This is a genomic window from Marinobacter sp. OP 3.4 (assembly GCF_036224885.1).
Classification (GTDB): domain Bacteria; phylum Pseudomonadota; class Gammaproteobacteria; order Pseudomonadales; family Oleiphilaceae; genus Marinobacter.
In genome coordinates, this window is sequence record NZ_JAVVLT010000055.1 from 21,009 (window position 1) to 41,627 (window position 20,619).

22 protein-coding genes are annotated in these 20,619 nt (G+C 60.6%); 3 read left to right on the forward strand and 19 right to left on the reverse strand.

Annotated features, from left to right (window positions below; genetic code table 11):
* Positions 1–77: 77 nt before the first annotated feature.
* The 7 genes from RO069_RS10655 to RO069_RS10685 all read right to left on the reverse strand — a co-directional run bounded on the left by RO069_RS10655 (position 78) and on the right by RO069_RS10685 (position 6,728).
* The gene (locus RO069_RS10655) at positions 78–539 is read right to left on the reverse strand and encodes a DUF3015 domain-containing protein (protein ID WP_328187385.1); all 462 of its coding nucleotides are present in this window, start codon (positions 537–539) and stop codon (positions 78–80) included.
* 181 nt (positions 540–720) lie between these two features.
* Entirely contained in the window at positions 721–1,422 is a 702-nt protein-coding gene (locus tag RO069_RS10660) for an ABC transporter ATP-binding protein (protein WP_328187387.1), read from the reverse strand.
* A gap of 3 nt (positions 1,423–1,425) precedes the next feature.
* A complete protein-coding gene (gene livG, locus RO069_RS10665) occupies positions 1,426–2,181 on the reverse strand; it encodes a high-affinity branched-chain amino acid ABC transporter ATP-binding protein LivG (RefSeq protein ID WP_328187388.1) in 756 nt (251 codons plus the stop codon).
* Between the two features lie 3 nt (positions 2,182–2,184).
* Entirely contained in the window at positions 2,185–3,456 is a 1,272-nt protein-coding gene (locus RO069_RS10670; RefSeq protein WP_328187389.1) for a high-affinity branched-chain amino acid ABC transporter permease LivM, read from the reverse strand.
* Positions 3,456–4,382: a high-affinity branched-chain amino acid ABC transporter permease LivH gene (gene livH, locus RO069_RS10675; protein ID WP_328187391.1), complete on the reverse strand. Its 927-nt coding sequence runs from the start codon at positions 4,380–4,382 to the stop codon at positions 3,456–3,458. Before livH ends, RO069_RS10670 begins: the two co-directional genes overlap by 1 nt.
* 83 nt (positions 4,383–4,465) lie before the next feature.
* The gene (locus RO069_RS10680) at positions 4,466–5,581 is read right to left on the reverse strand and encodes a branched-chain amino acid ABC transporter substrate-binding protein (protein WP_328187392.1); all 1,116 of its coding nucleotides are present in this window, start codon (positions 5,579–5,581) and stop codon (positions 4,466–4,468) included.
* Between the two features lie 286 nt (positions 5,582–5,867).
* Positions 5,868–6,728 (reverse strand): tetratricopeptide repeat protein, encoded by an 861-nt coding sequence (locus tag RO069_RS10685; protein WP_328187437.1) that lies wholly within the window; start codon positions 6,726–6,728, stop codon positions 5,868–5,870.
* Between the two features lie 291 nt (positions 6,729–7,019).
* Between RO069_RS10685 and RO069_RS10690 the strand changes: the two genes are divergently transcribed.
* Positions 7,020–7,574, forward strand: coding sequence for a MarR family winged helix-turn-helix transcriptional regulator (locus RO069_RS10690; RefSeq protein ID WP_328187393.1), 555 nt, complete (start codon positions 7,020–7,022; stop codon positions 7,572–7,574).
* 47 nt (positions 7,575–7,621) lie between these two features.
* On the opposite strand, the gene RO069_RS10695 is transcribed toward RO069_RS10690, so the two are convergent.
* The 7 genes from RO069_RS10695 to sufB form a co-directional block, all read right to left on the reverse strand.
* The gene (locus RO069_RS10695) at positions 7,622–8,080 is read right to left on the reverse strand and encodes a SufE family protein (protein WP_328187394.1); all 459 of its coding nucleotides are present in this window, start codon (positions 8,078–8,080) and stop codon (positions 7,622–7,624) included.
* Entirely contained in the window at positions 8,077–8,619 is a 543-nt protein-coding gene (gene sufT / locus RO069_RS10700) for a putative Fe-S cluster assembly protein SufT (protein ID WP_328187395.1), read from the reverse strand. Before sufT ends, RO069_RS10695 begins: the two co-directional genes overlap by 4 nt.
* 30 nt (positions 8,620–8,649) lie before the next feature.
* Entirely contained in the window at positions 8,650–9,003 is a 354-nt protein-coding gene (locus RO069_RS10705) for a HesB/IscA family protein (protein WP_328187397.1), read from the reverse strand.
* A gap of 13 nt (positions 9,004–9,016) precedes the next feature.
* Positions 9,017–10,270: an aminotransferase class V-fold PLP-dependent enzyme gene (locus tag RO069_RS10710; protein WP_328187399.1), complete on the reverse strand. Its 1,254-nt coding sequence runs from the start codon at positions 10,268–10,270 to the stop codon at positions 9,017–9,019.
* 6 nt (positions 10,271–10,276) lie between these two features.
* On the reverse strand, positions 10,277–11,560 hold the full coding sequence (sufD, locus tag RO069_RS10715) for a Fe-S cluster assembly protein SufD (protein WP_328187401.1): 1,284 nt from the start codon (positions 11,558–11,560) through the stop codon (positions 10,277–10,279).
* 15 nt (positions 11,561–11,575) lie between these two features.
* On the reverse strand, positions 11,576–12,343 hold the full coding sequence (gene sufC, locus RO069_RS10720; protein WP_328187403.1) for a Fe-S cluster assembly ATPase SufC: 768 nt from the start codon (positions 12,341–12,343) through the stop codon (positions 11,576–11,578).
* Between the two features lie 240 nt (positions 12,344–12,583).
* Positions 12,584–14,032 (reverse strand): Fe-S cluster assembly protein SufB, encoded by a 1,449-nt coding sequence (gene sufB, locus RO069_RS10725; RefSeq protein ID WP_328187404.1) that lies wholly within the window; start codon positions 14,030–14,032, stop codon positions 12,584–12,586.
* A 515-nt stretch (positions 14,033–14,547) separates the two neighbouring features.
* Here sufB and RO069_RS10730 point away from each other — a divergent pair.
* A complete protein-coding gene (locus RO069_RS10730; protein ID WP_328187406.1) occupies positions 14,548–15,054 on the forward strand; it encodes a helix-turn-helix transcriptional regulator in 507 nt (168 codons plus the stop codon).
* Positions 15,055–15,514: 460 nt separating this feature from the next.
* On the opposite strand, the gene fabB is transcribed toward RO069_RS10730, so the two are convergent.
* From fabB to RO069_RS10745, 3 genes are all read right to left on the reverse strand, one after another.
* Entirely contained in the window at positions 15,515–16,729 is a 1,215-nt protein-coding gene (fabB, locus tag RO069_RS10735) for a beta-ketoacyl-ACP synthase I (protein WP_328187407.1), read from the reverse strand.
* A gap of 11 nt (positions 16,730–16,740) precedes the next feature.
* Positions 16,741–17,250, reverse strand: a complete 510-nt coding sequence (fabA, locus tag RO069_RS10740) for a bifunctional 3-hydroxydecanoyl-ACP dehydratase/trans-2-decenoyl-ACP isomerase (RefSeq protein ID WP_328187409.1) — start codon at positions 17,248–17,250, stop codon at positions 16,741–16,743.
* 180 nt (positions 17,251–17,430) lie between these two features.
* A complete protein-coding gene (locus RO069_RS10745) occupies positions 17,431–18,621 on the reverse strand; it encodes an NnrS family protein (protein ID WP_328187411.1) in 1,191 nt (396 codons plus the stop codon).
* A 140-nt stretch (positions 18,622–18,761) separates the two neighbouring features.
* On the opposite strand from RO069_RS10745, the gene RO069_RS10750 reads away from it, so the two are divergent.
* Entirely contained in the window at positions 18,762–19,136 is a 375-nt protein-coding gene (locus RO069_RS10750; protein WP_328187413.1) for a SirB2 family protein, read from the forward strand.
* 34 nt (positions 19,137–19,170) lie between these two features.
* Here RO069_RS10750 and RO069_RS10755 read toward each other — a convergent pair whose 3' ends face one another.
* Together RO069_RS10755 and RO069_RS10760 are read right to left on the reverse strand one after the other, a co-directional pair.
* Positions 19,171–19,998: an ion transporter gene (locus RO069_RS10755; protein ID WP_328187415.1), complete on the reverse strand. Its 828-nt coding sequence runs from the start codon at positions 19,996–19,998 to the stop codon at positions 19,171–19,173.
* 96 nt (positions 19,999–20,094) lie between these two features.
* Positions 20,095–20,550 carry an EVE domain-containing protein gene (locus RO069_RS10760; RefSeq protein ID WP_328187416.1) on the reverse strand — a complete coding sequence of 152 codons (456 nt, stop codon included), beginning with the start codon at positions 20,548–20,550 and terminating at the stop codon, positions 20,095–20,097.
* Between the last annotated feature and the right edge of the window lie 69 nt (positions 20,551–20,619).

Here is a 20,619-nt window from a genome sequence, read left to right on the forward strand (position 1 = left end):
AAGGGGTACGGCACGAGCCGTCGGTCAGGATAATGACAGCCCGCCACGGGGGCGGGCTGTCTGCCGGTACGGGCGTATCAGGCCACGTACTTGCTCAGGCGGTCGTTCTGCTCCAGCAGCGCCACGATGGCGTCCACGGCCTGGTCGGAGGTGGTGTCGGAACTCGGGAAGATGGTTGCGAAGTTATCCTGCAGCAGGCGGTAGAACTCGCCACGGTCCGCCTCATCGACGTTCAGCAGCACGGCCAGGGTTTCCAGGTTTTCACCGGAACCGCGGGACATGTCGCGGGCCACCTTGTCCACGTTGCTGTTCATGTACATCGCCATGGACTGGATGGACTCGTTGGTATTACAGCCCAGGGTGCCTGTGGTCATACCGAAGGTCTGGTTACCGAAAATGCCATTGGTGGTGGCTGCCAGCACGTGAGGTGCAATACCGGACTGTCCCTTGAAGACCATGGCACCCACACCACAGCCCGGCTGTGCGAAGGCCATGCTGGATGCGCCGAGGAGGATGGCACCTGCAATCAGCTTTTTCATGTTCAGCTCCTTGATTATCGTTTTGCGTCGCTCGTTTCCGCAGGGGGCGACAGAGGGCGCGCCCCATTGACGGTGGAACCTGACCGAAGTCCGGGAACCTGACCGTTGCCTTCCAGTATAGCCAAGCGTCGCCAAAGGCCAAGCTTGTTCATTGATATCCCGACTAAAATCACATCCCTGCTCAGCCCCCGAGGTAGGCGGCCTGCACGTCCGGGTTGGCGAGCAGGTTGTCGCCGGTGTCCTGAAGCCGGATGCGGCCTGTTTCCAGGACGTAGCCGCGGTCCGCGAGCTGCAGCGCCTGGTTGGCGTTCTGCTCCACCAGGAACACGGTAATACCTTCATCCCGCAGCCGGGCGATAATCTCGAAGATCTGCTTGATCACCAGTGGTGCCAGGCCCAGGGAGGGCTCATCCAGTATCATCAGGCGCGGCTTGCTCATCAGGGCCCGGCCAATGGCCAGCATCTGCTGCTCGCCCCCGGACATGGTACCGGCCCGCTGGTGTTCCCGTTCCTTCAGTCGCGGGAACAGGTCGTAGACATGCTCGATGCTGTCCTCGTTCTCGGCACGGGTGTTGAAGAATCCGCCCATGTGGAGGTTCTCCGCCACGGTCAGGCCGGGGAATACCCGGCGACCCTCCGGGACAATGGAAATACCGGAGCGCATGATCTCCGACGTGGGCAGCCGGGTAACGTCCCGACCTTCCAGCAGCACCCGGCCCGAGGTGGCCTGGGGCGTGCCGCAGACTGTCATCAGCAGGGTGGTCTTGCCGGCCCCATTGGCGCCGATCAGCGAGACGATCTCCCCCTTTTTCACCTCGACGGATACGCCATGGAGCGCCTCGATCTTGCCGTAGTGGGTATGAACATCTTCCAGTAACAGCATGGGTCAGGCTTCTCCCAGATAGGCTTTGATGACATCGTCGTTGTGGCGGATCTCGTCCGGCGTGCCGCTGGCCAGGGGGCGGCCCTGACTGATGACATTGATCCGGTCGGAGATACCCATGACCAGGCTCATGTCGTGTTCAATCAGCACCACGGATACGTTGTAGTCTTCCTTCAGGCTGATGATCAACTGGTCCAGCTGTTTTGTTTCCGCCGGGTTGAGGCCGGCGGCCGGTTCGTCCAGCATCAGCAGGCGTGGCTCGGTCACCATGCAGCGGGCGATCTCCAGCCGCCGTTGCTGGCCGTAGGCCAGGTTGCCAGCCTCAAGGTTGGCCTGGGCCGTCAGGCCAACCCTTTCCAGCCAGTAGGCGGCTCGGTCGAGGGCCTTCTGCTCCCGGGTACGGTAATTGGGGGTGGCAATCAGACCGGCCAGCAGGTTGGTGTTCAGGTGGCGGTGCTGCGCCACCATCAGGTTTTCCACCACCGTCATGCGGCTGAACAGGCGCACATGCTGGAAGGTCCGTACCAGCCCGAGCCGGGAAATCCGGTAATCGGGTTTGCCCTGGATCTCCCGGCCATCGAGCAGTATCTTGCCCCCGGTGGGCCGGTAAAAGCCGCTCATGCAGTTGAATACTGTGGTCTTGCCGGCGCCGTTGGGGCCGATAATGGAGACGATTTCCCGTTCCTGGACATCCAGGGACACCTGGTCCACCGCCAGCAGGCCGCCAAACCGCATCGACAGGTTCTGTACTTCAAGCATCGACTAGGCTCCTGCCTGGAGTTTGATTTGACGGCGTCGCATGGGCAGCAGGCCCTGGGGGCGCCAGACCATCATCAGCACCATGGCCGCCCCGAAGATCAGCATCCGGTACTCGGAGAACTCCCGGGCCAGTTCCGGCAGGATGGTCACCGCGATGGCCGCCAAGATCACGCCCATCTGCGAGCCCATGCCACCCAGGACCACGATGGCCAGGATGATGGCCGATTCCAGGAACACGAACGATTCGGGGCTGATAAAACCCTGCTTGGAGGCGAAGACGGTACCGGCAAAGCCCGCGAAGAAGGCGCCGATGGTGAACGCCGAGAGCTTGACCGCGGTACGGCTGAGTCCCAGGGAGCGGGCGGCGATCTCGTCTTCCCTCAGCGCCTCCCAGGACCGGCCCACGGGCATGCGCATCAGCCGACGGATGACAAAGGCAGTGAGGATGGCCAGTACCAGCGCAATCAGGTACAGGAAGATCACCTTGTGTTCACCGGCGTAGGCGATTCCGAAGGTCTCGTGGAAGGAGGTATTGCCCTCCTCCTTGACCCGGCGACCAAACTCCATGCCAAACAGGGTCGGGTCGGGAATACCGCCGATACCGTTGGGACCGCCGGTCACATTGGTCCAGTTGTTCAGCAGGATGCGGATGATCTCGCCAAAACCCAGGGTGACAATGGCGAGGTAGTCGCCCCGTAACCGCAGCACCGGGAAGCCCAGTACCATGCCAAACAGAGCCGCCAGCAGCGCGCCGATAGGCAATGCCATCCAGAATGAGAAGCCCCAGTAGTTGGAGAGCAGGGCAAAGGTATAGGCGCCGACCGCGTAGAAGGCGACATAACCCAGGTCCAGCAGACCCGCCAGGCCCACCACCACGTTCAGGCCCAGGGCCAGCATGATGTAGATCAGTACCAGGGTGGCCAGGTCCACCGAGCCCCGGGAGACAAAGAACGGCCAGATCAGCGCGATGGCGATCAGGATGCCAAGGCCGATGTTTTCCAGGCGGACCCGTTTCTCCTGGGGCATGGGTTCCCGGTTGGCCATGGGGTTCAGCGCCGCAACCCGGCTGAAACGCCCCATGATGGGGTCCCGGAAGAGCTGGAACAGGAACACGACCGTCGCTGCGATGGCCACGGCAATCCAGGTAAAGGCGCTGGCGCCGGTAACGGTGATCTGCGTTCCCTCGGCCACCAGTTTAAAACCCAGAATGGGCCACGCAATGATCAGCGTGATTACGGCACAAAAGAAAGCGTGTCGGAAGTTGTGGGCCACCATCAAATTTTCTCCACTTCCGGTTTGCCCAGTAGCCCCGTGGGCTTGAACAGCAGAATCAGTATCAGCAGCCCGAAGGAAATCACATCCTTGTATTCGCCGCTGAGGTAGCCGGAGGTCATGGCCTCGGCTATGCCCAGGATCAGGCCGCCCAGCATGGCGCCGGGAATGCTGCCGATGCCACCGAGAACCGCCGCAGTAAAGGCCTTTAGACCGGCAATGAAACCAAACAGCGGGTCCACCGAGCCGTAGTACATGCCCAGCAGCAGGCCGGCGACAGCGGCCAGGGCGGCGCCGATGACGAAGGTGGCGGAAATGATCCGGTTGGTATCGATGCCCAGCAGGTTGGCCATGCCCAGGTCCTGGGAGACCGCACGGCAGGCCCGGCCGATCCGGGAGCGGGAGATAAACAGGGACAGGGCGGTCATGCAGATAAAGGTGGTGACGAAGATGGTGATCTGTATCCACGAGAGGGACATCTGGAAGCCATCCTCATTGCCGCCGAACTGGAAGCCACCTTCGATCAGCGCGGGAAACCCGATGTTCCGGGAGCCCTGGGCCAGATGCACGTAGTTCTGCAGGAAGATGGACATGCCGATGGCGGAAATCAGGGGGATCAGCCGGTGCCGTCCACGTACCGGGCGATAGGCCACCCGTTCCACCGCCCAGCCCATGGAGCTGGACACGATGACAGCGCAGATCAGCGCTATCAGGAGTACCAGCGGCAACCACGCAATGCCGAGCGTGGCCAGGCCGGTAATGGCGATCAGCGCGGTGTAGGCGCCAATCATGTAAATCTCGCCGTGGGCGAAGTTGATCATGCCGATGATGCCATAAACCATGGTGTAGCCGATGGCAATCAGGGCATAGGTGCTGCCGATGGTCAGTCCGTTGATCAGCTGCTGACAGAAGTAAAGCAGGTCTTGCATGGGTGGGACTCTCCGCCAACCTGACCGCAGGTAAGCCGCCCCGGGGCCAGAGAGGCCCGGGGCGTGGTCACTTCGGTTTGGGGTTACTGGTTAACGGGAGTCTTGCTGCCGTCCGCGTGCCATTCGTAGACCACGAACTCGAAGGATTCCATATCCCCCTTGTCGTCGTAGCTGACGGTGCCGATGGGGGTTTCAAAGCTGCCTTCGCGCAGGGCGTCGGCCACCTCGAACGGATCGGTGGAGCCGGCCTGCTCGATGCCCTCGGCGATCAGTTGTACAGCGGTGTAGGAGGTCAGCACGAAGGGGCCGGACGGGTCCTCGCCCTTGTCCTGGAACGCCTTGACCAGTTCCTGGTTCTCCGCTTTTTCGTCAAAGCTCGGCGGTAGGGTTACCAGCAGGCCTTCGGCGGCGTCGCCGGCAATGGTGTTGATATCCTTGTTACCGACGCCCTCAGGCCCCATGAAGGTGGCATCCAGGTCTGCCTGTTGCGCCTGACGCAGGATCAGGCCCAGTTCCGGGTGGTAACCGCCGTAGTAGACGTAATCCACGTCCGCCTGCTTGAGCTTGGTGACCAGGGAGGAGAAGTCCTTGTCACCGGCGGTGATGCCTTCGAACATCACCACGTTGACACCGGCATCTTCCAGGGTGTCACGGACAGCGGTGGCGATACCTTCACCGTACTGCTGCTTGTCATGAACCACGGCGACCCGTTGTGGGTCCAGGGAGATCAGGTGGTTGGCCGCCACGGGACCCTGCATGCTGTCCAGGCCGATGGTGCGGAACACCAGTTCGTAGCCACGCTCGGTAATGGCAGGGCTGGTGGAGGCCGGTGTGATCATCAGGATGCCTTCGTCCTCGTAGATGTCGGAGGCCGGCTGGGTCGAGCTGGAGCACAGGTGACCCACCACAAAGCTGACGCCGTCATTGACCATGCTGTTGGCCACGGTAACCGCCTGCTTGGGGTCACACACATCGTCCATTTCCACGGCCTCGAGCATTTCGCCATCGACACCGCCATTGGCGTTGATCTGCTCAATGGCCATGCGGGCGCCGGCGAACTGCATATCGCCATACTGGGCAACCGGGCCGGTCATGGGGCCGGCAATGCCAATCTGGATTTCCGCCAGGGCGGAAGCGGGGAGGGCCAGTGCGGCGGACACGCCGGTAGCCAGGGCGAGTTTCGTGAAATTCTTGATCATGGGAAGCTCCTGCCTGTTTAGATTTCTTCTTTATTGACAACGAATTAAACAAATACCACCTGAGCGTCCGTGTCAAGGAAGCCTGATCCTCGGGCACCCGTTCGTTGATCATTATCGGCGGCCATTCACAGTCTCCCGGCTATTCGCGTCCTTTGCACCGGAATGATTCTGGATTATGTGACATTCAGAACCGTTTTTCGATGGCTTTGGGCGATTTTTCCGGGACGATCACGTGATTGATGACTCACATAGGATCCGCAGCAAGACTCGGGCCAGGACAGGTCTGTCAGGTGTTGTCCTGCTCCGGGTCGATCTCCTCCGGATAGATCAGGTCCCGGAACGCCTGGTGCTCCTGCAGGCGGGCGAAACTGGGATCCACGGACGCATCGTCGCGATAGGCATCGGAGATCTCCACCGCCTTGGCGAGATCGGTCACCGCATCGTCCCAGCGACCAATTTCGGCGCAGGCGCAGGCGAGCTGGTAATGGGCATGGCCGTTTTCCGGGTCCAGTTTCAGGGCCCGCTGGCACAGGCTGATGGCCCACAACGGTTCCTGCATTTCCAGCACCGCATCGGCCTTGAAGCTCAGCGCTTCCACATCGTCGGGGCGCAGGTCCAGGATGCGGTCGTAGGCGGCAATCTTGTTCTGTTGCGAGGTTTCCTGGCTGGCCTTCAGCCACAGGGAGTGCACCTCGTTGGTGCGTTCAATTTCGGCCTGGTTCTTGTGGATGATGTCGGATTTCTGCTGGAGCTGTTCCTCGATGGACTTGAGCCGGGTCTCGTACTCCACCACCAGTTCATTGACCCGCTTCTCGGCAAGGCTGGTGAGCTGGTTACGCATGTCGCGGATCGAGTTCCAGCCGATGACCACCAGGATGGAGGTGGCGCCGGCAATCAGGTAGAAGAAATAGGTCACCGTATCGGTGGCGTAGGACATGGTCTTGTCCGCCACGGACAGTTCCTTGTCCACCACTTTCTCGATCAGTTCGGCCCGGGTGTTCTGCAGCTCGGTCCTCAGGGCCTTGGTTTCCTCCAGCAGATAGAGTTCCACGAACGGGGTGTACATGGCGTCTTCCAGTTCCGGAATTTCCTGCTCCACATCTTCAGCCGTGGGGCCGCCCCGCTCATCGCCGGTGGTCTGTGCCATCACGAAGACCGGTGATAGCAGCAGGAAGGCAAGGACTCTGGAAAGCAGGCGGCGGGGAAGAATCTCTCTCTGGTACATCGTGATTCCTGTGACGTGTGTTTTGATCCTGACCATAGCATAACCGCGGGGGTGGCGTACGGTCAGGCCGCCGACCCCGGGAAAGCGCCCGGGAAGGTGGCCAGGAGGGTGGCATGGTCGGGAGGGAGGCTGGATACGTGTCAGTCCTACTTGCTTTTCAGGGCGTAAAGACCTCTAATAGTTAGTGGTATAAATAAATGGTGTTGCCGAGTCATGTCCAATCTGAATGAACGCCGGGATACGGCGGGCTCCCCGTCGTCCGACAGCAAGAGTTATGAACAGGTGCTGGTGGCCCTGCGCCGGGTCATCCGGGCCACGGACCTGCATTCCAAACGACTGAGCAAGCATTCCGGGCTGACCGGGCCCCAACTGCTGATCATGCGCACTATCCGCGATCTGGGTGAGGTGACTATTGGCACTATCGCCGACCATGTCAGTCTGAGTCAGGCGACGGTCACCACCATCCTGGATCGTCTGGAACACCGTAATCTGGTCTACCGGGTGCGCAGTACCCAGGACAAGCGCAAGGTCCATGCCCATCTGACGGAAGAGGGCGGCCAGGCCCTGGACCGGGCGCCATTACCTTTGCAGGATAATTTTATCCGCAAGTTCCAGAACCTGGACCAGTGGGAACAGAGTATGATCGTGGCGTCCCTGCAGCGGGTGGCCAACATGATGGACGCGGATGACATCGATGCCTCACCGGTGCTGGATGTGGGCTCCGTGCTGCGGGAAGACGGCTGGAAAGGTAAGGAAGGAAAGGGCTAGAAGGTCAGGTCCGCCAGGGCTGGCGGACCTCAGTGAACGGCCTGTACTCAGGCGGCTTCTTTCGCCGCGATGTCCCGGATCTTGCCCACCATGGCCCGCAGGCCGTTGCCCCGGGTGGGGGAGATGTGGCGGAACAGGTCCAGTTGCTCGAACAGTTCGTCCACGTCCGTGGTCAACAGGTCCCGGGGGGGCTTGCCATTCAGGGCCACCAGGATGATGGCCGCCAGGCCGCGGACGATCATGGCGTCGGAATCGATCATCAGGTACAGCCTGCCGCTGTCCTCGTCGAAATGATGGATCAGCCAGACCTGACTCTGGCAGCCATGGACGTAGTTGTCTTCCACCCGCTCTTCATCCGGAAAGTCCGGTAGCTGCTTGCCCAGGTCAATGATGTAGGCGTAGCGATCTTCCCAGTCGTCCAGGAGTTCAAAGGCGTCCACCACGTCATCCAGGGTGGTGTCCCTGCCCAGGGGGTTATCGTAAAACTGCTGTTCAGTGGCGGTCATAGCATCCCCAGTTCGAGCTTGGCTTCGTCGGTCAGCATTTCGCTGTTCCAGGGGGGATCGAAGGTCAGTTCCACGGCAACCTTGTCCACATTGGGGACATGCTCAACCTTGCGCTGCACATCGTCGGTAATCACCGGGCCCATGCCACAGCCCGCTGCGGTAAGGGTCATCAGAATATAAACCTGGTTGCCGTCAGCGGCGCCGTTTTCGATGGTGCAATCGTAGATCAGGCCCAGATCCACCACGTTGACCGGAATTTCCGGGTCGTAGCAGCTGCGCAGGGCTTCCCACACCTGGTTTTCGTTGATGGTGCCGTCCGCCGGTGTCTCGAAACTGCTCTCCAGGGGTTGCTTGCCGAGGGCATCGGCGTCGTGCCCCTCCACACGGGCCAGGTTGCCATTAACGGCCACCGTGAAACTGCCCCCCAGTGACTGGGTAATGGTCACGAAGGTATCCGACGGAATCATGATTTCGGTTCCAGACGGAACGAGGCGGGCTTCCACCTCGCGCTTGGTCAGGACCACTTCCCGTTCTGCCATGCGTACACTGGCCTCGCTGTTATCTGTCGATCAGGCGACGGTGAAACTTTCGCCGCAACCACACTCCGCCGTGGCGTTGGGGTTACGGAACTCGAACATGGAATTGACACCTTGGGTAACAAAGTCGATCTCGGTGCCATTCACCATGGGCAGGTGCTCCTTCCTGACGTAGATATCCACGCCATCCACGGAGTACACCTCGTCATCGGCACTGGTTTCTTCCACCCACTGAGTCTCGTACTTGAAGCCGGAGCAGCCGCTCTTCCTGATGCACAGGCGGATGCCAAGGGCTTCCGGTTTCTTCTCCAGCTGCTTGCGCACGTGCCTGACCGCATTAGGGGTCATGGTTACGCCAACAGTCGGGTTGAAGGTTTCGGCTGTCATGGTTCCACCTCCATCAGGCAAACAGGCGCTGGATTTTCCGCAGACCGGCGAATAACTGGTCCACTTCCTCCAACGTATTGTAGAACGCAAAGGACGCCCGGGCAGTCCCGGGAACCCCGTAGAAGTCCATCAGTGGCATGGCGCAATGGTGGCCGGTGCGGATGGCGATGCCCTGCTGGTCCAGCAGGGTTCCTATATCACTGGGGTGCAATCCCTCAATTTTAAAGGACAGGACCGGTACTTTGTTGGCGGCGGTGCCGATAACGGTCATGCCCGGAATGGTGTCCACCAGCTCATTGGCCCGGGCCAGCAGGGCATTCTCCGCCGCTTCCATGGCCGGGCGGTCGAGGCCGTCCAGGTAGTCGATGGCGGCGCCCAGGCCCACGGCCTCGGCAACGGCCGGGGTGCCCGCCTCGAACTTGTAGGGCAGGGTGTTCCAGGTGGTGCGCTCGAAGGACACCCGCTCAATCATCTCGCCGCCGCCCTGGTAGGGCGGGATCTCCTCAAGCAGCTGTTCCTTGCCGTAGAGCACGCCGATACCGGTGGGCCCGAACAGCTTGTGGGACGAGAAGGCGTAGAAGTCACAGCCCAGGGCCTGTACATCCGGCTTGAAGTGGGGCACCGCCTGGGCGCCATCCACCACCGTGATCACGCCACGGGCCTTGGCCTGCTCGATCAGCGGCGCGATGGGGTTGACCGTTCCCAGCACGTTGGACACATGGGTGATGGCCAGCACCCGGGTGCGCTCGCCCAGCAGGCTGTTGAAGGATTCCAGGTCCAGTTCACCATTCGGTTGCACCTGGATCGGCACCAGCTTCGCGCCGGTGCGCTCCGCCACCATCTGCCAGGGCACGATGTTGGCGTGGTGTTCCATGTGACTGACCAGGATTTCGTCACCTTCCTTCAGGCGCGGAGCCAGGCCGTTGGCCACCAGGTTGATGGCTTCGGTGGTGCCCCGGGTCCAGATGATCTGGCGCGTGCTTTCCGCGTTCAGGAAGTTGCGCACCGTTTCACGGGCGCCTTCGAAGGCCGTCGTCGCCCGGTCGCCCAGGGTGTGGGCGCCCCGGTGCACATTGGAATGCATCTCACGGTAATAACGGTCCATGGCGTCCAGCACCGCCTGGGGTTTCTGGGCCGAGGCGCCATTATCCAGGTACACCAGCGGCTTGCCGTTCACCTGCTGGGACAGGATCGGAAAGTCCCGGCGAACGGCGGCCACATCAAAGCCGGTCTTGCTGGCATTGTTTGCCACGGAGAGATCGGTCATACCGGATCAGGCCTCCTTGAAGGTATCGTCAAAGAACTGGTTCAGGCGCTCGTTGGCGCTGTCACGAACCTGTTCCACCGGAATCTGGGCCACCAGTTCGTTGATGAACGCCATGGTCAGCAGGACGTTGGCGTCACGGCGGCTGATGCCCCGGGACACCAGGTAGAACAGCGATGTTTCGTCCAACTGGCCGATGGTGGCGCCGTGGGCGCACTTGACGTCATCGGCGTAGATTTCCAGTTCCGGTTTGGTGTCTATCTCTGCCCCTGTAGACAGCAACAGGTTCTTGTTGTTCATGTCCGCATTGGACTGCTGGGCATCCTGATGGATATGGATGCGGCCATTGAACACGGCGTGGGACTCGTCCGCAGCGATGTTGCGGTAAGTCTCCTCGCTGTTGCAGTGGGGCACCATGTGATCGATGCAGGTGTGGTTGTCATAGTGCTGCTTGCCCTGGGTGACCACCACGCCATTAAGCTTGCAATTGGCGCCTTCGCCTTCGAAACGAAGCTGCAGGTCATGCCGGCGCAGGGGGCCGCCAAAGCCGACGCAGTGGCTCTCGAAACGGGAATCCCGTTGCTGGCGGACACCGGTTGCGCCGATGTGCTGCACGTTCTGGCCTTCCACATTCAGGCGGATGCTGGTGATCTGCGCACCGTCGGCCACCATGAACTCGGTCACGGCATCCACCATGGCGGATTCATCACCACTGGAGACGTATTCCTCCACCAGCGTCATCTGACTGTGGCGACCCGCGTCCACATAGATTCGTGGGTAGGCGGAGCCACTGGCGGTGGCGGTGACTTCATGCACCACAAACAGCGGCTCGCGCAGCACCGTGTCCGGTTTCAGGGAGACCAGCAGGCCATCCTCGAAACGGGCCGAGTTCAGTCGCGCCATCTGCGTGGCATTGGTGTCCAGGGTATTGTCCAGGCGCTCGGCCAGTGACGCCGCCTCGTCGTCGGACAGGTCGGCAAACCGCTGCACGGCCAGGCCATCCACCTGGGGCAGGTTGCTGGCGGCACTGTCGATCACGCCATTGCGAAACACCACCCGGTAGCCGTCGACCGCCGCAAGGGAGGTCGCGCTGCCGGCGGGCAGGCCGGAGGCCAGCTCGTCGGACAGCTTCAGGTGCTTGCTGGAGTACTTCCAGTTCTCGGTCTTGCGGGTCGGCAGTGGCATATCCACGAGGGCCGTACCCCGCTGTTTGCGCAGCGCCAGCAGCGGTTGCGGCAGGGCTTCACCCGCCGGTTGCAGGAAGGCGCTGGAAAGCGTTGGTGCTGGTTTCATTCCACGACCTCCTGATCAGTTGGCTGCTGCCGCTTCTTCGTCTTTGATGCCGAGCCAGCCGTAACCGCGCTCCTCCAGCTCCAGGGCCAGCTCACGGCCACCGGATTTGACAATCTGGCCGCCGGCCAGCACATGCACCTGATCCGGAACAATATGGTTCAGCAGGCGCTGGTAGTGGGTCACCATCAGGATGGCCCGGTCCTCGGCGCGCAGGGCGTTGACACCATCAGACACCACCTTCAGGGCATCGATATCAAGGCCGGAGTCGGTCTCATCGAGGATCGCCAGCTTCGGCTGCAGCAACAGCGCCTGCAGGATCTCGTTACGCTTCTTCTCACCACCGGAGAAGCCCTCGTTCACGCCCCGCTTGAGGAACGCCGGATCCAGGTCCACCTGCTTGGAGACTTCCTTCGCCAGCTTCATGAACTCCGCAGCGTTCATTTCCTCCTCGCCACGATGGGTGCGCAGGGCATTCACCGCCGTGCGCAGGAACTGCAGGTTGCTGACACCGGGAATTTCCACCGGATACTGGAACGCCAGGAAGATGCCTTCCCGCGCCCGCTCCTCGGTCTCCAGGTCCAGCAGGTTCTCACCGTTCAGGGTGATCTCCCCGGAGGTCACTTCAAATGCCTCGTTACCTGCCAGCACCTGGGACAGGGTACTCTTGCCCGAGCCGTTCGGCCCCATGATGGCGTGGACCTCGCCGGCCTTGATCTCAAGGTTGATGCCCTTGAGGATTTCTTTGCCCTCAACGGATGCGTGCAGGTTCTTGATGCTCAGCATTTGTCGGATTCTCTCTCGTCAAAACATTCAGAATTCAGTCGCGTCTGTCCCGGTCTCATTGTTGCGAGCGGACCATGCCAAAGCTCGGGGACAGTGATCGGGAGGGACTTTCCGGGACCTTCAAAAACACGGACGTTTTTGAAGAGCCTACAGGGACGTATCCACGGCGTGTCCCGGAAAGTCCCTCCCGATTGCTGGCCTTGCACCAAAGCCAGCAGGCAATAAGTTCAAAAAAGCAGGTCAGCCAACAGACCCTTCCAAACTAACCTCAAGCAGCTTCCCGGCTTCGACCGCGAATTCCATCGGCAGCTCCTTGAACACTTCCTTACAGAAGCCGTTCACAATCATGGAAACCGCCTGCTCGGGGTCGATACCCCGCTGCCGGCACAGGAACATCTGCTCGTCACTCACCTTCGAGGTGGTGGCCTCGTGCTCCACAATGGCCGACTTGTTCTTGCTCTCGATGTACGGGAACGTATGCGCCCCGCAACGATCACCAATCAGCAGCGAATCACACTGAGTGAAGTTCCGCGCACCCTCGGCACCGGGCTGGAACTTCACCAGACCACGGTAGGCATTGGAGCTGCGACCGGCGGAAATACCCTTGGAAATGATCGTGCTGGACGTGTTCTTGCCCAGATGGATCATCTTGGTACCGGTATCCGCCTGCTGATAGTTGTGGGTCAAAGCCACCGAGTAGAACTCGCCGACGCTGTTATCGCCCTTCAGGATGCAGCTCGGATACTTCCAGGTGACGGCGGAACCGGTCTCCACCTGGGTCCAGGAAATCTTCGAGTTCCGGCCCTGGCAGGCGCCCCGCTTGGTCACAAAATTGTAGATGCCGCCCTTGCCGTGCTCATCACCCGGGTACCAGTTCTGTACCGTGGAGTACTTGATCTGGGCATCATCCAGCGCCACCAGCTCAACCACCGCCGCGTGCAACTGGTTCTCGTCCCGCATTGGCGCGGTACAACCTTCCAGGTAGCTCACGTAACTGCCGGCATCCGCCACAATCAGCGTGCGCTCGAACTGACCGGTATTAGCCGCGTTGATGCGGAAGTAGGTGGACAGCTCCAGTGGGCAGCGAACACCCTTGGGAATGTAGACAAAGGAACCGTCGGAGAACACGGCGGAGTTCAGGGCCGCGAAGAAATTGTCCCCGGCCGGTACCACTGAACCCAGGTATTTCTCCACCAGTTCCGGGTACTTCTGCACCGCCTCGGAGATGGGGCAGAAGATCACGCCCGCCTCGGCCAGCTGATCCTTGAAGGTGGTGCCGATGGACACGGAATCGAACACCGCATCCACCGCTACGCCAGCCAGTTTCTCCCGCTCATGCAGGGGAATACCCAACTTCTCATAGGTGCGCAGCAGCTCCGGATCCACATCATCCAGGCTCTGGGGCATGTCCTCTTTTTTCTTGGGCGCGGAGTAATAGGAGATCGAGTTGTAGTCGATCCGCGGGTAATCCACGTGTGCCCAGGTGGGGTCATCCATCTCCAGCCAGCGACGGTAGGCTTTCAGGCGCCAGTTGAGCATGAACTCCGGCTCCTGCTTGATTTCCGACAGGCGGCGGATGACATCTTCGTTCAGCCCGGGCTCGAACGAGTCGGTTTCGATCTCAGTCACGAAACCGTGTTCGTATTCCCGTTTGATCAGCTCTTTCACCTCGTTATCGGTGGTCGCCATGATCGTCGCTCCGTAATTCTCTCATCGCGGGCGCGTGGCCCATTGGTGTTGCCTGCAACCGGACGCCATAAAGGCACGGGAGGCAGATTCATACCTGGGGTGTCGCAGTGGTCGCTCGTCCGGTGAGTGCGCCCTGCGATCATTTGTTGGATGACTGGCCGTACCAGTGCCTTGATGAGGCTATCCTGATGTTTCTGATGACCGATTGTACAATATCAGAGTATTTTAGTCAGGTATTATTTCGTGACAGGCTGAATTATACCCCAATCACTGTTTTTAGGCTCGCCAGGCACGGTAATCAGGGCAATAGCGAGGGGCTGTTATAGCGGAATTCACCGATCATTCGCGGGTGAGCTGGTTGCTGGGAAGGAGTGCCCGCTACATGACGGGACTCTATTGGGCCTTCCTGGTCGTTGATTTTTCGGCGTCAATGTTCATGTCATAAAATTTGAGCTAACATGTGTACGCTCAAATAGAGTCAGGAACTCAATCGAACACAGAGAGGTTTCCAGCCCATGAGGTCGGACGCATTGGGGACGCTGGTCGTCGCCATGGTGCAATTTCTTCAGTCATCGGGGTTTTCCAGGGGTGAGCTGGCCCGTTACGCAGGGTTGTCGGCGGAAGAGCTGGCAGAGCCCGAGGCCCGTCTGTCTCCCTCCCAGATGCAGCGTTTGTGGCAACTCATCCAGACGCGGATTTTGCCCACCCTTACCTTCAGCCGGCAGGTTCGTCCGCTGATTGCCCGTCATCTTGCACGTGGCAGGGTGAAGGTGGAAGCCGTGGCCGCCGAGTTGAACATGAGCCGCCACACGCTCTACAAGAAGCTCAAGGAGGAGAATCTGACGTTTGCCGGTTTGCTGGAGGATGTGCGTCGCGAGCAGGCCTTGAAGTATTTGCATGACCGCAACCGCACGCTGTCCGAGGTGGCCGAGTTGCTGGGCTTTTCTGAGCTCAGTGCGTTCAGCCGGGCGTTCAAGCGGTGGATGGGAAAATCGCCTGCGGAGTTTCGGGCTGCCTGCTGAACCTTGTTTGGTGTGTCTATCGTTTGCTTGTTTTGACTTGATGGTTTCGGGCAGGGCAGCCGGGTCGGTGAAACATTTCTGGACACGCCCCGCAAGTACGTCCATGTAGGGCTCGACGAATGCCATCCCTGGCATTCGACGGTCCAGAAATGTTCCCCCGACCCGTCTACCGTCCAGCTATTCCGATAGCGTTCATTCTCGAGCCCGGCTCTTACCTCTTATCAAATGCTAGGTCGTGCCGTGACATACGTGGGCACGGCTTTGCAAATACTTCCTTAGGCTACGATATCGCGAGTGTCTAGGAGCGCTGGGTGGGGAAGGCTTTTCCGGACCGTCGAAAACCAGGGACGGTTTTCGACGAGCCCTACAGGGATGTACTCGTGGGCGTGTCCGGAAAAGCCTTACCGACCCGGCGCGCCAGGCACCGGATCAGCAGGCTGGGTAGCTTCCCAGTTCGGGTTCAGTTCTGATACTTCCTGAACACCAATGAAGCGTTAGTCCCACCAAAGCCAAAGCTGTTGCTCATGACCAGCGGCGCTTCGCGCTCCTGAAGTTCGCGCACGATGGGGTAACCCTCGGCACCCTCATCCAGATCCTCGATGTTGGCGGACGGGGTGATGAAACCATTCTTCTGCATCAGCAGGCTGTAGATGGTCTCGTGCACACCTGCGGCGCCCAGGGAGTGACCGGTCAGCGGCTTGGTTGACCCCAGGGCCGGGATCCTGTCGCCGAACACCTGCTTCACCGCCTTCAGCTCGGTGATATCACCGGCCGGGGTGGAAGTGCCGTGGGTGTTGATGTAGGAAATCTCGCCATCCACGTTCTTCAGTGCCTGCTGCATGCAGCGCACCGCGCCTTCGCCGCTCGGGGCCACCATGTCGGCGCCGTCGGACGTGGCGCCGAAGCCGACCAGCTCGGCGATGATGTTGGCGCCGCGGGCCTTGGCGTGTTCCAGCTCTTCCAGAACGACCACACCGCCGCCGCCGGAGATCACGAAGCCATCGCGGTTGGCATCGTAGGTCCGGGAGGCCTTTTCCGGAGCGTCATTGTACTTGGTGGACAGCGCGCCCATGGCGTCGAACAGCAGGCTCAGGCTCCAGTGCACATCGTCACCGCCGCCGGCGAACATGATGTCCTGGCGGCCCATGGCGATCAGGTCGGCAGAGTGGCCGATGCAGTGGGCGCTGGTGGCGCAGGCCGAGGTGATGCTGTAGTTGACACCGGTGATGCCAAAGGCGGTGGACAGCGAGGCGTTGATGGCGCTGCCCATGGTGCGGGGTACCCGATAGGGCCCTACACGGCGGATGCCCTTCTCACGGTGGGTATCGATGGAATCCATCAGTTCCAGCGTGGAGGCGCCACCGGTGCCCATGATGATGCCGGTGTTGTTGTCACGGATCTGCTCCTCGCTGAGGCCGGACTGCTCAATGGCCTCTTTCATCGCCAGGTAGGCGTAGGCGGAAGCCGGGCACATGAAGCGCAGCAGTTTGCGGTCGATCAGTGACTTGTAGTCGATGTCGATATTGCCGCAGATCTGACTGCGCAGGCCGTTATCGGCGGCTTCCTGGCTGAAGTGGATGCCGGATTTGACCTCCCGCAGGGAGTCGGTGACTTCTTGGGTATTGTTACCAAGGCTGGAAACAATGCCCATTCCGGTAATGACAACTCGACGCATGGTCCGGGCTCCTAAAAATCGTCTGTTGAGGTGAACAGGCCAACCCGCAGGTCCTTGGCGGTATAGATCTCGCGACCGTCAACTTCCATGCGGGCATCGGCAATGGCCATGGTCAGTTTGCGTTTGACCATCCGTTTAATATCCAGATGATACCGAACCAGCTTGTTTTCTGGCAGCACCTGACCAAAGAATTTTACCTCGCCGGCCCCCAGGGCACGGCCCTTGCCCTGGCCGCCGGACCAGGCCAGGAAGAATCCCACCAGTTGCCACATGGCGTCCAGGCCCAGACAGCCCGGCATCACCGGGTCACCCTCGAAGTGGACCTTGAAGAACCAGAGGTCCGGGTCGATGTCCAGTTCGGCGACAAGGCTTCCCTTGCCGTAGGCGCCATCGGAGTCATTGATGTGGGTGATGCGGTCCACCATCAGCATTTCATCGATGGGCAGGCGCATGTCGCCTTCGAAAAGGCGGCCATGCCCGCATTCGATCAGTGCGGCTTTATCAAAGTGGTCTGGGTTCATGAGTGCGGGTAGTTCCATTTCTGACTGTAACCCACACTTTACTCGTTACAGCGGGAAAATCTATTGACCGATGGTTGTAGTTTTTTGACTGATGGTTGTTCGGGTCACCCCGAAGCCTGCTATGACGGGCTTCGGGGTGACCCGGACGTGGGTTTTTGCGATTGCGGCAGATCATGGGGCTTAGCCGGGTTTGCCGTCGGCCCGGGGGCTGGCGAGGATGCCCGTGTACAGCGCCAGGAAAGTGGCATAGGCGAACGTCCAGAGCAGGCCGCTGGCACTGACGCCGGCATGCCAGGGGAACACCCCGAAGGCAGTGGCGACGCGGACCAGTGCCGCCAGGTGAATGGCGATGAAGGCCAGCACCATGCCGCTGGGCAGTTCCATGGCACGACCGGTGTGGCCCAGGGACACCCGGGAGATCACGCCAAGGATCAGGCAGGCGATGGCGCCGGTGCCGGCGGCGTGGGTCCAGGCCGAGGTTGGCCATCCGGCCAAGAGGCTGCCGGCCAGCAGCACCAGGGCCACCGGTACCCAGAGGATGGACAGGTGCAGGATCCAGAGCAGGGGCTCACGGTACACCAGCCAGCCTTTCCAGCCGTAGAGCCGGATCAGCATCAGCGTGGCCGCCACGATGGCCAGTATCGCCGTAACGGTGACCAGGCCGGATACCAGGGCGCCCAGCAGCAGTATCATGGCAATAACGGATGCCAGGTCCAGGGCGGGAACCACCCGGATGCGGTCAGCGGACAGCCCCTTCTGCCGCAGCCAGCCTGTGGAGAATGCGGGAGTGATGCGACCGCCGATAATGCCGATCAGCGCCAGGGCCAGGATCAGCGCCCCCTGGGCAAAAACCATGTCCAGACGCATGACGAAGCCGAGTTGCATCAGCCAGAACAGGCCCAGGACCACCAGTATCATCAGTTGGCGTTTCTGGCGTGCCTTGGCAATACGCCAGCCGGCATCCACCATGACCAGGGGCAGGAACGCCAGGTTCACACCCTGCACCAGCCAGATGGGCAGGTCTTCACCCACGGCCAGCAGGACGCGTGCGACGGCCCAGATACTCCACAGCAGGAACAGGCGAACGCCATGGGTACGTTCCGTTCCGGTCCAGACACAGACCGCGGTCAGCAGGAAGCCGGCGATGGCAGCGGACAGGAAGCCGAAAAGCATCTCATGCTGGTGCCAGAGGATGCCCGGCATTGCCAGGGGCAGACTGATGGTGCCGGTGACCTGCAATACCCAGGCGGGAATCGACACCAGTGACAGCAACGTCAGCGACAGGAAGAAGATGCGGAAAGGGTAGCTGAAGAGCTGGCCTGGGCGGGCGCCTCGATGCTGTTCGGAGTAGGGAGTGGACTGGGCCTGCATGGCAAACCTCCAATAAACATTCATTTTAAATGAAGTTTATAGAGTGCGGCGCAATATCACCATACCCGCTTGGAGGTATTTGCCGCCGCGATACCGTACAATGCGGCTATCACTTTGATTCGATAAGGGAATGTAGCCCAATGGCGTATACCATCCTGAAACACCTTCACATGACCACGGCCTACCTGACGGTCACCCTGTTTGCCCTGCGCCTGTTGCTGGATATGGTAGGGCGCCCCGGCTGGCGGCAGACACCGTTGCGCTGGATACCCCATGCCAACGACACCATCCTGTTGGTGGCGGCCATCGGGCTGATCGTGGTCACTCCCTGGATGCCATTCGTGCACGGCTGGCTGACCCTGAAAGTGCTGCTGCTGGTGGGTTATATCGTGGCGGGGGTGTTCGCGCTGAAACCGGCTTTCGGTAAGCCGGTACGGGTGGTGGCCGCTATCCTGGCGTTGTTGCAGGTGTCGTTCATCTTCCATCTGGCGATGACCAAGACGCTGCCATTCTGATCGGGGCACCCCGCATTGCGGGGTGCCGGTTTCCTCAGGACTGCTGGCCCGGTCCGATCCGCCTGGATAGATCCTCCAGCTGATCCTGGATCGCGGTCAGTTTCCTGGCCATCTCATCCCGCTCGTCATGGGCCTTCTGGGCCTCTTTCCGGTTCTGCTCCTCGCCCATCACTTCCAGGATCGCGCCGATCATCATGTTCAGGAACACAAAGGCGGTCAGGAAAATAAACGTCAGGTAGTACAGCCAGCTCAGGGGGTAGGCCTCCATGGTGGCGTACATGACGTCGGTCCAGTCCTCGAAGGTGGCGATCCGGAACAGGGTCAGCATGGAGATGGCCACGTCGCCCCACAGGGTTTCATCGACTCCGGCAAAGAACATGGATCCCATGGCGGCATAGATATAGAAAATGATGAACATCAGCAGGGCGATGTAACCCATGCGGGGAATGGCCTTGAGCAGCGAGTTGATCAGGAACCTCAGTTCAGGCACCACGGACACCAGCCGCAGCACCCGGAACACCCGCAGCAGGCGCCCCAGCAGTACCGCTTCGGAATTGTCCAGGGGGATCAGGCTACCGATGACCACCAGGGTGTCGAACAGGTTCCAGCCATCCAGCAGGAAGCGCTTCCTGTTGGGGCAGGCGGCAAAGCGGAACAGGATCTCGACCAGGAAGAACAGGGTAATGGCGTTGTCCATGGCGGTCAGGGCACCTTCCACCAATGGTGGCAGGTCATAGGTCTTTGCCCCGATGGTCAGCGCGGACAGGATGATGATGGTGATGACCACACCCTGGAAGATCTTGCTGGATTCAATTCGGCGCAATTGCTGGAAGCCCGATAGGGGGGATGATTCGGCAGACATGACTACAGCTCCGGAAGGACAAATCGGGGGAATGATAATGCCGGTTTGGGGCGTGGTACAGACTATCGTGCTGTGATGACAGTGGGCGGGCCGATGCTATCCCGGGTCGGGGATGGCAGCCCATTCATCGTCGGTAACCGGCATCACCGACAGCCGGTTGCCCTTGCGGACCAGGGGCATGTCTGCCAGTGCCGGGATGGCCTTGAGTTCGGCCAGCGGAATGATGCGTGGCAGCTTGCGGACAAACTGCATGTCCACCGCGTCCCAGCGGGGCTTCTCCCGGGTGGCTTTGGGGTCATGGTAGGGGGATGATGGATCAAACTGGGTCGGATCCGGGTAGGCCGCCCGCACCACGGTCACCACGCCAGCGACACCGATATGCCGGCAACTGGAGTGGTAGAGGAGCACCTGGTCACCCTCATTCATCTGGCGGAGGAAATTACGGGCCTGGTAGTTCCGGACACCGTCCCAGGGAATCACCCGATCCGGAGCTGTGGCGAAGTCGTCGATGCCACACTCATCGGGCTCACTTTTCACCAGCCACTTTGCCATGACGCGCTCCTGCCGTTGATCAATGGGTCAGTATAACGCAAAAGCCCCCGTTTCCGGGGGCTGTAGGGG

Bases quoted from the DNA above. Each gene is read 5' to 3' on its own strand.
- RO069_RS10750 (WP_328187413.1), top strand. From the start codon at position 18,762: ATGGCGTATACCATCCTGAAACACCTTCACATGACCACGGCCTACCTG.
- RO069_RS10680 (WP_328187392.1), bottom strand. From the start codon at position 5,581: ATGATCAAGAATTTCACGAAACTCGCCCTGGCTACCGGCGTGTCCGCC.
- RO069_RS10755 (WP_328187415.1), bottom strand. From the start codon at position 19,998: ATGTCTGCCGAATCATCCCCCCTATCGGGCTTCCAGCAATTGCGCCGA.
- sufD (WP_328187401.1), bottom strand. From the start codon at position 11,560: ATGAAACCAGCACCAACGCTTTCCAGCGCCTTCCTGCAACCGGCGGGT.
- fabB (WP_328187407.1), bottom strand. From the start codon at position 16,729: ATGCGTCGAGTTGTCATTACCGGAATGGGCATTGTTTCCAGCCTTGGT.
- RO069_RS10670 (WP_328187389.1), bottom strand. From the start codon at position 3,456: ATGGTGGCCCACAACTTCCGACACGCTTTCTTTTGTGCCGTAATCACG.
- RO069_RS10655 (WP_328187385.1), bottom strand. From the start codon at position 539: ATGAAAAAGCTGATTGCAGGTGCCATCCTCCTCGGCGCATCCAGCATG.
- RO069_RS10685 (WP_328187437.1), bottom strand. From the start codon at position 6,728: ATGGCACAGACCACCGGCGATGAGCGGGGCGGCCCCACGGCTGAAGAT.
- livG (WP_328187388.1), bottom strand. From the start codon at position 2,181: ATGCTTGAAGTACAGAACCTGTCGATGCGGTTTGGCGGCCTGCTGGCG.
- RO069_RS10760 (WP_328187416.1), bottom strand. From the start codon at position 20,550: ATGGCAAAGTGGCTGGTGAAAAGTGAGCCCGATGAGTGTGGCATCGAC.
- sufT (WP_328187395.1), bottom strand. From the start codon at position 8,619: ATGGCAGAACGGGAAGTGGTCCTGACCAAGCGCGAGGTGGAAGCCCGC.
- RO069_RS10690 (WP_328187393.1), top strand. From the start codon at position 7,020: ATGTCCAATCTGAATGAACGCCGGGATACGGCGGGCTCCCCGTCGTCC.
- RO069_RS10710 (WP_328187399.1), bottom strand. From the start codon at position 10,270: ATGACCGATCTCTCCGTGGCAAACAATGCCAGCAAGACCGGCTTTGAT.
- RO069_RS10745 (WP_328187411.1), bottom strand. From the start codon at position 18,621: ATGCAGGCCCAGTCCACTCCCTACTCCGAACAGCATCGAGGCGCCCGC.
- sufB (WP_328187404.1), bottom strand. From the start codon at position 14,032: ATGGCGACCACCGATAACGAGGTGAAAGAGCTGATCAAACGGGAATAC.
- RO069_RS10730 (WP_328187406.1), top strand. From the start codon at position 14,548: ATGAGGTCGGACGCATTGGGGACGCTGGTCGTCGCCATGGTGCAATTT.
- sufC (WP_328187403.1), bottom strand. From the start codon at position 12,343: ATGCTGAGCATCAAGAACCTGCACGCATCCGTTGAGGGCAAAGAAATC.
- livH (WP_328187391.1), bottom strand. From the start codon at position 4,382: ATGCAAGACCTGCTTTACTTCTGTCAGCAGCTGATCAACGGACTGACC.
- RO069_RS10695 (WP_328187394.1), bottom strand. From the start codon at position 8,080: ATGACCGCCACTGAACAGCAGTTTTACGATAACCCCCTGGGCAGGGAC.
- fabA (WP_328187409.1), bottom strand. From the start codon at position 17,250: ATGAACCCAGACCACTTTGATAAAGCCGCACTGATCGAATGCGGGCAT.
- RO069_RS10660 (WP_328187387.1), bottom strand. From the start codon at position 1,422: ATGCTGTTACTGGAAGATGTTCATACCCACTACGGCAAGATCGAGGCG.
- RO069_RS10705 (WP_328187397.1), bottom strand. From the start codon at position 9,003: ATGACAGCCGAAACCTTCAACCCGACTGTTGGCGTAACCATGACCCCT.